The organism is Gordonia sihwensis NBRC 108236 (assembly GCF_000333035.1).
GTDB lineage: Bacteria > Actinomycetota > Actinomycetes > Mycobacteriales > Mycobacteriaceae > Gordonia > Gordonia sihwensis.
The window spans coordinates 1-14115 of sequence record NZ_BANU01000045.1; the positions used below are offsets into that span (position 1 = coordinate 1).

Genomic DNA, 14115 nt, shown 5'->3' on the forward strand with positions numbered 1-14115 from the left:
GACGCACCCCGTCGCCGCGCCGCGCCGCAGACCATCCCGCCGCGCGATCCCAAAGGCCGTCCGCGTCGCACCGCGGGCCAGCTGCGGGACAAGAGCCAGATCGAGGACCTGACGGCCGGCGCCGACGAGCGCTGAGTCGATCCCGACCGCGAGCCGGCCGGGCGTCGAAGACCTCAGATCTCGCCGAACCGACTTCCGTCGAGCCAGTCGCCGAGGTCGCGTGCCGCGGCCGCGATGGCCCGCGGCCAGTCGAACGCCGAGTCGTCGGCATTGTCTGTGACGACCTTGACCACGCGGAGAGGCAGTCCGTACTCGGCGCAGACGTGAGCGATCGCCGCGCCCTCCATGTCGACGAGATCGGCCCGCAACGCGAGCCGGTCCCGGTGCAGCGGATCGTTCACGAATGTGTCCCCGGTAGCCAGCACGCTGCCGTCGCCGCCCGCCACGTCCCATTCGTCAACCGTGTGATAGCCCATTGCGGCGAGATCCGCGGCACTGATGTCGTGCTCGATGACTCGCGAAGGTGTGAAGAGTCCGGTGCGCCCGTCGCGCAGCGCCCCCGCGGTGCCGATGTTGATCACCCGGCGGTAGTCACCGACAGCCAGCCGGTGCGTCACCTTGCTGGCCGCGCGAACCTTCCCGATACCGGTGATGAGCAGATCGGCCCCCGGCGGCACATGCGCGGCCTCGGCGCGGGTGGCCGAGACCACCAGCACCCCGTCCGGCGCGCTCACTCAGCGCGCCGCGACGCCTCGGTTCCGGTCCGGTCCGCGGCACCTGCCGCGGAGGCGAGGTCGCTGAGGCGCGCCAAGTAGTCGAATCGGTTGTTCGCGATGCGCATCACCACCTCGTAGGGAAGCGCGAACTTCCGCGCCCACCAGTAGCCGAACCGGATGTCGAACGAGGTGTAGACCATGAACTTGTTGCGGGTGACTCCGCGGAGGATCGCCGATGCCGCCTTCTCAGGCGTGACCGCGATCTTGTGGAAACCCGCGATCTCGCGCTGGATGGCGGTGTTGCCGCGATCGAGACCGACGATGTCGACGGTCTCGACCAAGGGAGTCGCCACACCGCCCGGGCACACCAGCGAGACTCCGATGTTGTGGCGTCGGAGATCGAATCGCAGTACCTCCGACACGCCCCGGATACCGAACTTGCTGGCGCTGTAGGCGGCGTGCCACGGCAGTGCCAGCAGCCCGGCGGCCGACGACACGTTCACGAGGTGACCGCCGGTGCCGCGGCGGACCATCTGAGGCACGAACGACTCGATGATGTGGATGGGGCCCATCAGATTGACGTCCACCATCTTCTTCCAATGGCGGTGTTCCAAGCGCTCGACCGTCCCCCACGCCGACACGCCCGCCACGTTCATGACGACGTCCATCACGCCGACCTCCGCGTCGACGCCCCGCGCGAACGCCGCCACCCACTCGTAGTCGGAGACGTCGCCGGCACGGTGGTAGAGAACGGTGCCCCGTCGATCGAGAATCTCCGCGACCACCGCGTCGAGAGCGTCGGCCTGAATGTCGGTGAGCACGAGCTGCGCCCCGGCGTCGGCGGCCGCCAGCGCGGTGGCGCGGCCGATGCCGCTGGCGGCGCCGGTGATCAGCACTTTGCGATCATGAAGCGAGGGCACGGGAGTCGGCACCACGAACAGCTCCCGGACGGACTGCAGGCTGGGAAGTTTCAGCGATGTCATGAGACCCATGACACAACCTTAGTCCACTCGTCAGATCGGGAGCTTGCCGCCGAACACCGCGTAGACCACCGCGAGGATCGCTTTGAGCACGTTGGCCGAGACGTCCTGGCCGTCGGTCATCAGAATGCGCTGCGCCTCCTGCGGGCTCTTGGCCTTGGCGAGCTTGTCGATCAGCGGGCCGATCGCCTCCACTCCGCTCAGCCCCGACAGGTCGGTGCCTTCGGACGGGCTCTCGGCTGCCGGTGCACTCGGCTGGGCACCGGGGTCCGGAGCCGGTGCGGTCGGATTGGCCGCGGCCGCGTGTCCGTCGAGGTAGGCCGAGATGCCCTCGGTGATCGCGACCGCGTACTTGGTGGCCCCCTGCGGGGACGACAGGACGGCCGCCTCGGCCGGATCGGACAGATTGCCCATCTCGATGAAGGCCGCCGGCACGCGCGTGAGATTGACCGCGGCGATGTCCGGCCGCGTCACGATTCCGTCGACAGCGCCCAGGTAGTTGGCCGGGGCGAAGCCAGCCTTCTTCATAGCGTCACGCAGGGTGTTCGACGCCTTGCGGCCCTCGCCCGACTGCACCGAGTCGACGGTCTTGTCCGGGATCGGCAGCGTCGGCACGATCATGTGAAAGCCGGTCTTGCTGGAATCGGCACCGGTGCTCGTCGAGTCCGCGTGGATGCTCACTGCCAGCGCGGCGCCCGACCGGCTCGCGGCCTCCGCCCGCTCGTCGACGCAACCGCCCCAGCCGGTGTCGTCGTTGCGACTCATCACCACGCGGGCACCCTTGCTCTCGAGTGCGGCCTTCACCAGCTGGGAGACGTCCCAGTTGATCGTGTGCTCGGCCTTGCCGGTGACCGCGGTGGCACCCGTGGTCTGGCAGTCCTTCTTGCCGCCGCGCCCGTCCGGCACCTGCTTCGCCAGATCGTGGCCCGCCGCCGATCCCTGATGGCCCGGGTCGAGGAACACCGTCTTGCCCGCCAACTCACCACTCTTGGGCGCCGCTTCGGTGGGCGCGACCGTCAGCAGTCCTCCGACGAGGACAGACGACGCGAGGACGGACGACGCGATCAGCACACGCCGGCGGAAACGTACAGCATTCATGGGCGGGTTGGGTGTGCGGGCACGAGGCGCACACACCACTCTCCTTCCGAGGATCCAAACACCATCTGTCACACAGACAACTTTGGTAACAGTGAACCAGTGCTTGAGGCTAGACGGCAAACGCAGGCTCGGATCTCACCGGGAATCGTTAGGTTGCTGTGACCAGATGACGCGTCAGATGGAGGATTCCGTTCACATCGTCGGGATCGGCGGGCGCGACGAGACCGTCGAGTGCTTCGCGGGTGGCCGCCGCATCGAGCCCCGCCCCGATGACGACGAGTGACGTACCCGGCGTCCGTCCGCGCCACGAGCCGGCGTCGACTCGGACGAAGCCTCCGACAGCCTGAACCGTGTACGCGGTGTCGCGGTGCCCGTCGAGATCGACCAGCACCGTTCCCTTGATCCGGTAAGCGCCGGCGGGCGGTCGTTCGAGGAACTGCGCGAGGCGCCGAGGGTCCACCGGCGCGGAGGTCTCGAGCGCCGCTGACTCGAAACCGGCGTGCAGATGATCGTGACCGTGGTCGTGGCCGTCGGGGTGGTCGTGGTCGTCGGCGAGGAGCAGTTCATCGAAGCTCAACTGACGAGGACCGTCGTCTCGGGCGATCTCCGCAGCGGGCTCGAAGAAGAGTTCCGGGTCCACCGCCGCGTCCGCCACCGGCAGGATCGGAGCGGTGGAGTTGATCATTCGAAGCCGCGCGATCAGCGATTGCACGGCGTCCTGGCCGGCGAGCAGATCGATCTTATTGCAGACCACCAGATCAGCGATCGCGAGATGCTCACCGAGTTGCGGGTGTTCGGCGATCGTGTCGTCGTAGTGAGCGGCGTCGACGACGTAGACGAGGCCGCCGTACGCCACGGTGGAGCTTCGCGCCGACAGCACCATCCGGATCAGTGCCTTGGGTTCGGCGATTCCGCTGGCCTCGATCAAGACCGCGTCGATGCCGTTTCCCGGGGCGGTCAGGCCGGCGAGTGTCTCGGCGAAGTCCGACGCATCGGTAGTGCAGCACATACATCCGTTCTCAAGGCTGAGCGTGCCGCCCGACTGTCCGGAGACCAGAAGAGCGTCGATGTTGATGGACCCGAAGTCGTTGACGAGAACTCCGATCCGCCGGCCACCCGCGTGCCGGAGAACATGGTTGAGGAGCGTGGTCTTGCCCGCGCCGAGGAATCCCGCGAGCACCACGACCGGTGCGGCGGATGCTGTCACGCCGTCTGCTCACCGCGGCAGTCGGCGCAGAGCACTGCCAGATCGCGACCGTCGCCGTCCGGCAGATTGGCGACATCGCTCGTCGGAGTACCGCAGCGAAGGCACTTCCCTATCACCGCCGCTTCCGGACTGAAGTCGATTCTCATGCGTTTGTCGAAAACGTAGAGTGAGCCCTCCCACAGACCGCTGTCGCCGTACTGTTCTCCGTAGCGGACAATTCCCCCGTCGAGCTGATACACCTCGTCGAATCCACGGGCTTTCATCAATGCGCTGAGCACCTCGCAGCGGACACCGCCGGTGCAATATGTGACGACCGGCCGGCCTTTGAGATGATCGAGCGCACCGCTTTCCAGAAGCGGAAGGAAATCCCGCGTGGTGGTGACGTCGGGGACCACCGCATCCCGGAATCGGCCGATCTGCGCCTCGATCTTGTTACGGCCGTCCAGGAAGACCACTTCGTCACCGCGCCGGTCGACGAGCTCGTGCAACTGTTCCGGCGCCAGACGCACACCGGTGCCGACCACACCGTGATCGTCCAGACGCAGTTCTTCGGCGGCGCCGAAGGTCACTATCTCCGGGCGCACCTTCACGCTCAGGCGCGGGAAATCATCGCCTGTTCCGTCCGACCATTTGATGTCGGCGTCTTTGAATGCGGGATAGCTCCGGGTGGCACGGACATAACGTTTGACGTCGCGGATGTCACCTCCCACTGTTGCGTTGATGCCGTGAGATGACACGATGATCCTGCCGCGCAGTCCGGAGGCCTCGCAGACGCTCTGTTGCCAGAGTCGGATCGCCTCCGGGTCCGGCAGCGGAGCGAAGACGTAGAACAACACGATCTTGGGAGTCGCCACAGTGCAAGGGTACGGACCTCGAACACGCCTGCCCCTCGTCGCCCTGGTATGCCTCGGCGTCTCGGTCCTGACGTCGTGTTCGCTGCTGAGCACGGACGCATCACCCAGCAAGATCGTGATCCCGGGCACGAATGCGCCGAGCACCGAATCGCCGGCGCCTTCACTCTCGCCGACATCCGCGTCCCGCACGGTCGGCATCCGCCGAACGGAGGCTCCGTGGAGCTATGAACGCGTCATCAAGGCGGCGCCTCGAGCCAGCAATTCCGGATTCCAGGTCGGCGCCACCTCGGCCGACGGCCGGACGTCCGATGTCTCCGGTTTTCATTTCTCGACGCCGGACCGCGGCGTGAGATGCTCCACCGGCAACAACGGCGCCGATGCTCTGGTGTGCGTCGGCGAGCACGTCCGAGGTGCCAAACGCGCCGCCGACGCCACCGCCGAGTGCGATTGGCAGGCCGATTACGTGGTGCTCGACGCCAACGGACCGAAAGCAGGCGCGTGCGCTAACAGTTATCCGGTGTTGTTCCGGTCACGCATCCTCGGCTCCGGTCGTGCGATCAATGTCGACCGTTTCGCCTGTCTCACCGATTCCGACGACCTCTACTGCGTAGAGTCCAGTTCCGGCACCGGCTTCGCGATTACCGCTAATGGATACAGTGCGATTAGGGCGGATGAACGCGCCCCCGCATCACTGCTCGGATTGGATTCCGACGCCGATAGCCCGACGGTCGATAATCGCAATTCCTCACCAGTGGTCCCGACCCGTTGAATACGTGTACGCTGAGCGCAGATAAACGCCGCGGCGCACTCGGGTGAGGACATGCGCGGCGGGCTCGAATCAACCGGAGGACCACAGATGGCCAAGAAGACCGTGATCCAGATCGTCGACGATATCGACGGCGCAGAACTCGACGAGTACGAAACCGTCCACTGGAGTCTGGACGGTAAGAACTACGAGTTCGACACCTCCCCCGAGCATGCCGAAGAGTTCCGCAACCACGTCGCCACGTACATCGCCGCATCTCGTGTCACCGGCGGTCGCGCCGCCGCTCGCCGCGCCGCGCCGACCGCCGCACGTGGCCGCACCAACACCCGCGTGATCCGCCAGTGGGCGTCCGACAACGGTTACACGGTCAGTGATCGCGGCCGCATTCCGGCAGACATCATCGCGGCGTACGAAGCAGCGAACTGACACTCGCCGACGCGTCGGCCACAGCGCCCCGGACCAGGTCTCACTGACCGGTCCGGGGCGTTTTGCGATCGGCGTCCGATCCGTCCGTTACACCGCGGCCGAGTTTTCTCACCCCGTGGTTTTAATTGCGGAATCAGCAGCGCGCCGGATTACCCTGTCCAATCATGACTCTGCTTTCCGCAGCCCGCCGGCGCTGGCTGCCGCTGCTGGCCGTCGCTCTGCTGGTGGCGCTGCTGGCATCCTGCTCCAGTTCGGCGTCCAGCGACGATTCCGGACTCTGCTCACCTCCCGGCGTGGAGAGCGCCTCCGCCGCACCGACGAATCTCGCCAGCGCCGCTGCGGCCCCCGACCGGTTCACCACCGAGTCGACTCGGCCGCTCGACGAGATCGACACCTCCAGGCTCGGCCTCATCAAGCCCGGAACCCTGGTGGTCGGCACGCTGTCGGATGCGCCGCCCAGTATCTGTGTGAATTCGCAGCAGCAGTACACGGGCATGGACAACGAGATGCTCAAGGCGATCGCCGCCAAGCTCGGTCTCAAAGTGGAATTCATCGGCACGGAGTTCTCCGGCCTGCTCGCCCAGGTCGCCGGGCACCGGTACGACGTGGGATCGTCGTCGATCACCACCACTGACGAACGTCGCCAGACCGTCGACTTCACCAACGGTTACGACTTCGGCTACTTCGCTCTGGCCGGCCCGGCGAACGGCCGGGTGCAGAGCTTCGGCGATCTCAACCCGAGCACCCGGATCGGCGTCGTTCAGGGCACGGTTCAGGACGACTACGTCACGAACACCCTCAAGCTGAGCGCGGTGAAGTTCCCGGACTATGCGACCGCATACGCAAACCTGAAATCCGGTCAGATCGACGCATGGGTGGCCCCGAGCCAGCAGGCCGAGGGCACCGTTCAGGCCGCCGACGGAATGAAGATCCTGGAGAACACCTTCAGCATCAACAACTTCACCGCGTGGGCCGTCGCCAAGGGCAATCAACCGCTCGTCGACGCGCTGAACAGCGGGCTCGACGCGATCATCGCGGACGGCACCTGGGCTCGCCTGTACAGCGATTGGGCGCCGCGACCGCTTCCGGACGGCTGGAAGCCGGGCTCCAAGGCCGCGCCGAAGCCGGTGCTGCCCGACTTCGAAGCGATCGCGAAGGCGAATGAGGGCAAGCCGAAAGCCGACGCCGCCGACGCCGCGCCGAAGAGCACGTGGCAGCAACTGCGCGAGACCTTCTTCAGCGGTGAACAGTTCACCAAGGCATTGCCCGAACTGATCAAGACCGGTCTGCCGAACACCCTGAAGATCGCGATCACGTCGGGGATCCTGGGCACCGTCGGCGGCATGCTCCTGGCGATGGCCGGGATGTCGCGCAGCCGGTGGCTGCGTTGGCCGGCCCGCGTCTACACCGATATCTTCCGGGGTCTGCCCGCCGTCGTCGTCATTCTGATGGTCGGCCTGGGATTCGGGCCGGTGGTGAAGAACCTGACCGGCGGCAATCCCTTCTGGCTCGGCTCGGTGGCCCTCGCCCTGCTCGCCGCCGCCTATATCGGCGAGATCTTCCGATCCGGCATCCAGAGCGTGGAATCGGGTCAGATGGAGGCCGCGCGGGCGCTCGGCTTCTCCTACCGCCGATCCATGCGACTGGTAGTGATCCCCCAGGGCGTCCGACGCGTCCTTCCGGCTCTGGTCAACCAGTTCATCGTGCTCATCAAGGACTCGTCGCTGATCTACTTCCTGGGTCTGACGCTGATGCAGCGGGAACTGTTCGCCGTCGGCAAGGACTTCAACGCCAACAGCGGCAACCTCACCCCGCTGCTGGCCGCAGGCCTGCTGTATCTCGTGATGACGGTGCCGCTGACCCACCTCGTCAACTACATCGACAACCGTCTGCGCACTGGAAAGGCGTGAGCATCGTGGCGAACTCGCATCCCCTCGTCGATCGCGGTGCCGCGGTCTCCCTGACCGGGCAGGACCTGCACCTGAGCTTCGGCGACAACCACGTCCTGCGCGGCGTGGACATCCATGTGGAGGCCGGTACCACCACCACGGTCATCGGTCCGTCCGGATCGGGCAAGTCCACGCTCCTGCGTGTTCTCAACCGGCTCCACGAGCCGCAACAGGGCGATATCTTGATCGACGGTCGCAGCGTCCTGAAGGACGACCCGGATCAACTGCGCCGCCGGATCGGCATGGTGTTCCAGCAGTTCAATCTGTTCCCGCACCGCACCGTGGCGCAGAATGTGGAACTCGGTCCGCGCAAACTGCTCGGCCTCGACAAGGACGAGGCGCGGGCGCTCGCCATCGCCCAACTCGAGTCGGTGGGATTGGCGCACAAGGCCGACGCGCGGCCCTCGACCCTCTCGGGCGGACAGCAGCAGCGCGTTGCCATCGCCCGTGCGCTGGCCATGCATCCGCAGATCATGTTCTTCGACGAGGCCACCAGCGCCTTGGACCCGGAGCTGGTCAAGGGTGTGCTCGCGTTGATGACCGATCTGTCCGAACAGGGCATGACGATGATCGTGGTGACGCACGAGATGGGCTATGCCCGCGACGTCTCCGACCACGTCGTGTTCATGGACGAGGGAATGGTGGTGGAGACCGGGGCACCGGAACAGATCTTCACCGATGCGCGCAGCGACCGCCTGAAGACGTTCCTGTCGCAGATCCTCTGACGCGGGCGCTGCCTCAGCGACCGACCAGCGCTGCGAACTCCGCAGAGGTGTAGAACGGGCTCAACCGGCGGCGCAGAGCCGCCTCGACGAACCCGTCGGCGTCGATCCGTGCGATGACGGGCGGACCGAACCGCATCGCCTCCTCCACCAGGTCGTCGCGCCCCACGCCCAACTCGTCGAGCAGATCCGACAGCGAGGTGGTGCCGTAGGTGTCGAAGACCTCGTCGACGCCCTCGTCGAGAATCGCGCGGAAGAACGGCGTCTCGCGGAACGTGCGCCAGAACTCGAAGACCAGCACCACTGCGTCTTCGACATCCGAACTGCTCAGCACGTCGCGCACGTCACCGACGCTCTGATCAGCGCCGGCCAGCCATACCTCGCGAGCGGCGTCGAGCACGAGATGATCGGCTTCGGCGCGGTTGGCTGCGAGCACCGTGCGGGCGCAGCGCCTCGCGATTCGCTCGACCATCGAATCGACGACGGTCGCCACCGGGCCGGGCATCCGGGAGGAGTCGACCGCCCGTTGGATCGCCTCCACGCACGCATCCTCGGTCGCCGGACTGTCGAGGACGCGCTTGAGCATCCGCCGCGACAGACCCAACTCGGCGACGCCGGCCGCCAGTTCCTCGTAACGGCGCCTCTCAAGGACGTCACCGAGCCGGGTGTCGTCACCAGTCGAGTACTCGTAGATCCGTGAGGCGACGGTGCCGACGAGACCGGGGATGGCGCCGTCGACCGGGAATGCGATCGCGTACTTGCGTGCGACGGCCTTGACCAGATCGCGGGAGACGGCCTCTTCGAGCGGCAGCTGGTCTGCGGCGTCGAGGAACGCCGTGATCTCCTCCTCCACCAGCGCCGCGAACGCCACGGGGTCGGTGAGCCGGCGGCGCTCGTAATCGACGTGAGCGTCGAGAAGTCTCGCGGCGAGGTCTGCGGCGTCCGATGACATGCCACTCATGCTACGAAACCTCATCCGGGCTCGGCGGATCGTGCACGACGTGGGTCTCGCGCGCCGCGCGCCCGGCACTCGGCACTCCGAACCTCCCGGTCCGTCGCCGCACCGCGACGGTCGCGGCTGTGACGACGAGCATCGCCGCGACGGAGATCCACACGGCCGAGGTCGGCCCGGTCAGATTATGGGTGGCCGCTCCGATCATTCCGCCGACGGCGAGCGCGAACCACAGGGACAGGTTCCGGAGCCACAGCATGCGGGGACCGCCGGTGAACGCCTCGACGAGTTGTTGTCCGGCCTTCACGAGCGTCCCCGTCATGTAGGTCAGGCCGATGCTCACCTCGCCCTTCCTCAGGAAGGTGGAGTTCATCGCACCCATCGCCGCGGGCAGTCCGATCGCGAAGGCGGACGACGGAGCCACGAACACGCAGGCCAGGGCGCTCGCCGCCAGCAGAACGGTGGTGGTGAGGAGAACGGTGGTCCGGCCATCCCAGAACCGCGCGGCGATCGCGCCGATCACGGCACCGCAGAAGAACATGGCGAGGATCGACGCCACGGTGCCCGCGCCGCCGAGGCGCCCGGTGCCGAGTTGCGTGGCGAGCTCGGTGGTGTTGCCGCTCATGAACGACACGAACGATCCCTTGAGTTCCAGGAAGCCGACCGCGTCGAGGTAACCGGCGATACCGGAGAGCGTCACCGCGAGCGCGATCTCCCGCCGATGCGCGGACCTCACCGTCCGGCCAGCATCTGTCGGAGCACAGTGACCACGCCTGCGTCGACGTTGCTGGGAGCCCGGAACCGCGCACGTTCGAGCACGTCGGGGTGCGAATTGGCCATCGCGAACGACCACCGCGCGGCGTCGAGCATCTCGAGATCGTTCAGGTAGTCGCCGAAGACGATCGTGTGTTCGGGGCCCACGCCGAGAAGAGCCTGCAGCTCCCGGACACCGGCGGCCTTGTGCGTCCCCGGTGCGGTGATGTCGATCCAGTGGTTCCCCGACACCGCGAGCTTGTGGTCGCCGACCAGTGGAGCGAACAGTTCAGCGGCGCTCGACTCGGCGTCGGCGAAGTCGTAGATCGCGAGCTTGACCACATCGCCGTCGACCTGGGACTGATCGGCCACGTGGTCCAGCCGAACGCAATACCGGCGAGCGTGGACGACGAACTCGGCGTCGTCGGACTCGATGAAGGCTCCGTCGGTCCGGTGCACGAGCAGTCGAAGGTCGCGCCCGTGCCGATCGGCCTCGCGGACGGTGTCGATGACCGTGGCGACCAGCGCGGGATCGATGGTCGACGACGTCAACAGCCTGCCGTCGTGCATCACCATGCTGCCGTTCTCGGCGACGTACGAGAGCGTGCCGCGGTGCGGGGCGAAGATCTCCTCGAGGGTGTAGTACTGCCGGCCGCTCGCCGGGACGAACGCGATACCGCGTGCGGTCAACTCGTCGAGGATAGGCCAGAAGGCGTCGGGAACCCGGCCGGCGTCGTCGAGCAGCGTTCCGTCCATGTCGGCGACGACCATCCGGATGTCCGCTGACCGAAGCCCATCAAGCATGTCTCGATGGTAATGCCGACGGCACCGCCCTCAGGCACCAGCGGCCCGACGCGGTGCGCCGACCGGCGATCACCTGCCGGTCAGAAGAAGTCGCCGCCCCCGAAATCACCGAAGTCCCCGCCGTCGAAACCACCGAAGCCGCCGTCGAAACCGCCGCCGTCGCCGAGGTCGCCGCCGCCGTCCCCGTAATCGCCGCCGCCGTCCCCGCCGCTGTCCCCGCTGTCGCCGCCGCCGTCGGAGTAGTCGCCGCCGGCCATGTCGGCGTCGGCGACCCCGTGCGGGACGCCCGCCATTCCGGAGAACAAGGAGCTGAACAGCAGCGCCGATCCCACGCCCCACGCACCGCCGATGAGCGCCGGACGCCACCACGGCTCGGAGTACCAGCCCGCGGGCACCGGGCGTCCCGCCACTCGACCGCCCGGATAGTAGTTGGGCGTCTGGCTGGACGGCTGCGGCGACGCCTCGACGGTGCGGCCGTCGAACTCCACCGACCGCTCCTCGGTCACCGATCCGGCCGCGCGCTGACCCTCGAGTTCGGGGATCGGGGGACCCGGATCGAGTTTCAGCGCGGTGCGGGCCGCGCGAATGTAGTACAGGCCTTCCACAGCGGTCTGCTTGGCGAGTCCGGCCTGAGCGGGACTGGACGCCTGCTCGATCTGCGAGCCGGCCGCGGTGAACCGCTCGCCCGCGTCGGCGAGTGCCTGCTTGGCAGCCGGGTCGTCGCCCGGGTCGAGCGAGTACACCTGGCCGCCGAGTCGTTCGATCGCCTGCCGCGCATCGGCCTTGGCGTCGTCGAGAGAGACTCGTCCGGATTGGGCAGTGGCGGTGCGGTTGCGCATCATCGAAAACACTCCGACGGCGATCAGCGCGATGACGAGGATGAAGAGGATCTCTAACACCCTCTCCAGCGTACGGATCGCGCGGGCGGGCGGCGACGACGCGAGTCAGCGGAGCCCGTCGAGTTTGACCGGATTCCGCACCGCGTACACCGCCGTCACCTTCTCTCCCGTCACTTCGACCGAGACCACGCTGTCGAGATCCCCGTCGATCGTCACCACCAACGACGGCATGCCGTTCACGACCGTCATCCGCATCCCCACCTCACCCAGGGTCGGTGCCTTGGCGAAGAGTCCGGCCGCCATCCGCGCCACCCGGGCCGCACCCTCGATCGGCCGGCGCGCCGCCGCCACGACGCCGCCACCGTCGCCCATGTACACCACGCCGGGAGAGAGCGTGTCCATGAGTTCCTGGAGATTGCCGGTGGCGGCCGCGGTCAGAAACCGCTCGGCGACCGCCCGCGCATCCTCGGGGTCGGCGACCGCGGCGGGGCGTCGGGCACGGACGTGGTTTCGTGCGCGATGCGCTATCTGCCGGACCGCGGGCTGTGACTTTCCGATCGCGTCGGCGATCTCGGCGTACCCGAAGTCGAAGACCTCGCGCAACACGAAGACCGCGCGCTCGTCGGGAGTGAGCGACTCGAGGACGAGGAGCATCGCGGTCGTGACGGCTTCCCCGGACAGGACGTGGTCGAGTCCGGAGTCCTCGGCAGTCGACTCGAGCGGTTCCGGCAGCCACGGACCGACGTATGTCTCGCGTCGTCGCGACGACGCCCGCGCGGCGTTCAGCGCCTGTCGGGTCACGATCCGCGCCAGGTACGCGCGCGGGTTCTCGACCTCCGACCGGTCGCCTTCCTGCCAGCGCAGCCAGCTCTCGGACAGTACGTCCTCCGCGTCGGCGACGGACCCGAGGATCTCGTAAGCGATCGAGAACAGCAGGGGACGGTGCTGGGTGAACTCCGCGACTCCGGGTGGCTCGGCGGCGCTCATGCCGCGCCCGGCTTCCACGAGTACCGTCCGGCGCGGACGGTGTGCACGGTGCTGCGGCACACCTGCTCCTTGATCGCCGCGGCCGTGCGCCCGCGTAGCCAGAGGCTCGCCGGACTGTCGTCGCGGTGCACCCTCTGGACCACGCCGTCGGAGCGGCCCAGCGACACGCACTGCGCCACGAACGCGACGGAATAGGGCTTGTGCGACCGGCCCGTGAAGTCGGCGGCGATCAGATCCGCGGCGTACGCCCCCTGCGGAATCGCCGCCTGGCAACTCATGCGCGATCCCGGAACCGCCGCTCCGTCGCCGACCGCGATCACCCGCGGATCGCTCACACTGCGCAGATGATCGTCCACCATCACACGGCCGGCGTCGTTCACCTCCAGCCCGCTCTGGAGAGCCAGTTCGCCCACCCGGCTCGCGTTGGCCCACACCGTCAGCGCCGCGTCCCGTCCGCCCGACCACCGCTGTCGGACCACCTCGACGCCGTGCCCGGCGAGCACCTCGGCGACCTGCGCTCGGGCCTTCGCGCCGAGCGATCGGGCGATCGGCGCATCGCTGAAGAGCCGGATCCGCACGTCGCGGCGCCGAGCTGCGATCTCCGTCGCGGTCTCCACCCCCGTCAGCCCACCTCCGACGACGTCGACCGCGGCCCCGTCCGACAGGGAGCGCAGTCGTTCGGCGGCCACGGCAGCCGACTCGGGCGCGCCGACGTCCACGGCTCCCTCCGGAGCGCTCGGTGCACCGCCGACCGCATAGACGAGACGGTCGAACTCCAGCGCGCCACCGTCACTCAGGGCCACCGAACCGTCCGCGATCTTCGTCACCGCCGCGATCCGGGTCGTCACCGAATCGTCGAGCATCTCGGCCAACGGGCGGGCCGCGGTCCCGCTGCCCGCGACCACCTGGTGCAGTCGGATGCGTTCCACGAACTCCGGGCGCGGATTGACGACGACGATCTCAGCGCCGCGCGCCCGTCGCGCCAACCGGTTCGCGGCCATCGTCCCCGCGTACCCCGCTCCCACGATCACGATCTTCATGACGACCTCCCAGGTGTTGTTC

At 67.6% G+C, this 14115-nt stretch carries 15 protein-coding genes; 4 read left to right on the forward strand and 11 right to left on the reverse strand.

Annotated features, from left to right (window positions below; all coding sequences use genetic code 11):
- Nucleotides 1-173: 173 nt before the first annotated feature.
- From GSI01S_RS18800 to trhO, 5 genes are all read right to left on the reverse strand, one after another.
- Nucleotides 174-734 carry a nucleosidase gene (locus tag GSI01S_RS18800; RefSeq protein WP_006898247.1) on the reverse strand — a complete coding sequence of 187 codons (561 nt, stop codon included), beginning with the start codon at nucleotides 732-734 and terminating at the stop codon, nucleotides 174-176.
- On the reverse strand, nucleotides 731-1708 hold the full coding sequence (locus GSI01S_RS18805) for an SDR family oxidoreductase (protein WP_006898248.1): 978 nt from the start codon (nucleotides 1706-1708) through the stop codon (nucleotides 731-733). Before GSI01S_RS18805 ends, GSI01S_RS18800 begins: the two co-directional genes overlap by 4 nt.
- A gap of 21 nt (nucleotides 1709-1729) precedes the next feature.
- Nucleotides 1730-2794, reverse strand: coding sequence for an N-acetylmuramoyl-L-alanine amidase (locus GSI01S_RS18810; RefSeq protein WP_039868183.1), 1065 nt, complete (start codon nucleotides 2792-2794; stop codon nucleotides 1730-1732).
- A gap of 148 nt (nucleotides 2795-2942) precedes the next feature.
- Nucleotides 2943-4001 carry a CobW family GTP-binding protein gene (locus tag GSI01S_RS18815; protein ID WP_006898250.1) on the reverse strand — a complete coding sequence of 353 codons (1059 nt, stop codon included), beginning with the start codon at nucleotides 3999-4001 and terminating at the stop codon, nucleotides 2943-2945.
- Complete coding sequence (trhO, locus tag GSI01S_RS18820; protein WP_006898251.1) at nucleotides 3998-4855, reverse strand: oxygen-dependent tRNA uridine(34) hydroxylase TrhO; 858 nt, start codon at nucleotides 4853-4855, stop codon at nucleotides 3998-4000. Before trhO ends, GSI01S_RS18815 begins: the two co-directional genes overlap by 4 nt.
- A gap of 1 nt (nucleotide 4856) precedes the next feature.
- Between trhO and GSI01S_RS18825 the strand changes: the two genes are divergently transcribed.
- The 4 genes from GSI01S_RS18825 to GSI01S_RS18840 all read left to right on the forward strand — a co-directional run bounded on the left by GSI01S_RS18825 (nucleotide 4857) and on the right by GSI01S_RS18840 (nucleotide 8721).
- Nucleotides 4857-5624, forward strand: coding sequence for a hypothetical protein (locus tag GSI01S_RS18825; RefSeq protein WP_006898252.1), 768 nt, complete (start codon nucleotides 4857-4859; stop codon nucleotides 5622-5624).
- Between the two features lie 87 nt (nucleotides 5625-5711).
- Nucleotides 5712-6047: a histone-like nucleoid-structuring protein Lsr2 gene (locus GSI01S_RS18830; RefSeq protein ID WP_006898253.1), complete on the forward strand. Its 336-nt coding sequence runs from the start codon at nucleotides 5712-5714 to the stop codon at nucleotides 6045-6047.
- 164 nt (nucleotides 6048-6211) lie between these two features.
- A complete protein-coding gene (locus tag GSI01S_RS18835) occupies nucleotides 6212-7957 on the forward strand; it encodes an ABC transporter substrate-binding protein/permease (protein ID WP_006898254.1) in 1746 nt (581 codons plus the stop codon).
- A gap of 5 nt (nucleotides 7958-7962) precedes the next feature.
- On the forward strand, nucleotides 7963-8721 hold the full coding sequence (locus GSI01S_RS18840) for an amino acid ABC transporter ATP-binding protein (RefSeq protein ID WP_006898255.1): 759 nt from the start codon (nucleotides 7963-7965) through the stop codon (nucleotides 8719-8721).
- A 13-nt stretch (nucleotides 8722-8734) separates the two neighbouring features.
- On the opposite strand, the gene GSI01S_RS18845 is transcribed toward GSI01S_RS18840, so the two are convergent.
- From GSI01S_RS18845 to GSI01S_RS18870, 6 genes are all read right to left on the reverse strand, one after another.
- Entirely contained in the window at nucleotides 8735-9670 is a 936-nt protein-coding gene (locus GSI01S_RS18845) for a hypothetical protein (protein ID WP_039868202.1), read from the reverse strand.
- A 10-nt stretch (nucleotides 9671-9680) separates the two neighbouring features.
- Entirely contained in the window at nucleotides 9681-10406 is a 726-nt protein-coding gene (locus GSI01S_RS18850) for a YoaK family protein (protein ID WP_039868185.1), read from the reverse strand.
- Nucleotides 10403-11227 (reverse strand): Cof-type HAD-IIB family hydrolase, encoded by an 825-nt coding sequence (locus tag GSI01S_RS18855; protein WP_039868187.1) that lies wholly within the window; start codon nucleotides 11225-11227, stop codon nucleotides 10403-10405. Before GSI01S_RS18855 ends, GSI01S_RS18850 begins: the two co-directional genes overlap by 4 nt.
- An 80-nt stretch (nucleotides 11228-11307) precedes the next feature.
- Nucleotides 11308-12126: a hypothetical protein gene (locus GSI01S_RS18860; RefSeq protein ID WP_006898259.1), complete on the reverse strand. Its 819-nt coding sequence runs from the start codon at nucleotides 12124-12126 to the stop codon at nucleotides 11308-11310.
- A 45-nt stretch (nucleotides 12127-12171) separates the two neighbouring features.
- A complete protein-coding gene (locus tag GSI01S_RS18865; RefSeq protein ID WP_006898260.1) occupies nucleotides 12172-13053 on the reverse strand; it encodes an RNA polymerase sigma-70 factor in 882 nt (293 codons plus the stop codon).
- Nucleotides 13050-14093, reverse strand: coding sequence for an NAD(P)/FAD-dependent oxidoreductase (locus GSI01S_RS18870; protein ID WP_039868190.1), 1044 nt, complete (start codon nucleotides 14091-14093; stop codon nucleotides 13050-13052). Before GSI01S_RS18870 ends, GSI01S_RS18865 begins: the two co-directional genes overlap by 4 nt.
- Nucleotides 14094-14115 lie beyond the last annotated feature (22 nt).

Coding starts and splice junctions, on each gene's coding strand:
- GSI01S_RS18805 (WP_006898248.1), bottom strand. CDS start 1,708: ATGGGTCTCATGACATCGCTGAAACTTCCCAGCCTGCAGTCCGTCCGG.
- GSI01S_RS18810 (WP_039868183.1), bottom strand. CDS start 2,794: ATGAATGCTGTACGTTTCCGCCGGCGTGTGCTGATCGCGTCGTCCGTC.
- GSI01S_RS18830 (WP_006898253.1), top strand. CDS start 5,712: ATGGCCAAGAAGACCGTGATCCAGATCGTCGACGATATCGACGGCGCA.
- GSI01S_RS18835 (WP_006898254.1), top strand. CDS start 6,212: ATGACTCTGCTTTCCGCAGCCCGCCGGCGCTGGCTGCCGCTGCTGGCC.
- GSI01S_RS18845 (WP_039868202.1), bottom strand. CDS start 9,670: ATGTCATCGGACGCCGCAGACCTCGCCGCGAGACTTCTCGACGCTCAC.
- GSI01S_RS18855 (WP_039868187.1), bottom strand. CDS start 11,227: ATGCTTGATGGGCTTCGGTCAGCGGACATCCGGATGGTCGTCGCCGAC.
- GSI01S_RS18865 (WP_006898260.1), bottom strand. CDS start 13,053: ATGAGCGCCGCCGAGCCACCCGGAGTCGCGGAGTTCACCCAGCACCGT.
- GSI01S_RS18870 (WP_039868190.1), bottom strand. CDS start 14,093: ATGAAGATCGTGATCGTGGGAGCGGGGTACGCGGGGACGATGGCCGCG.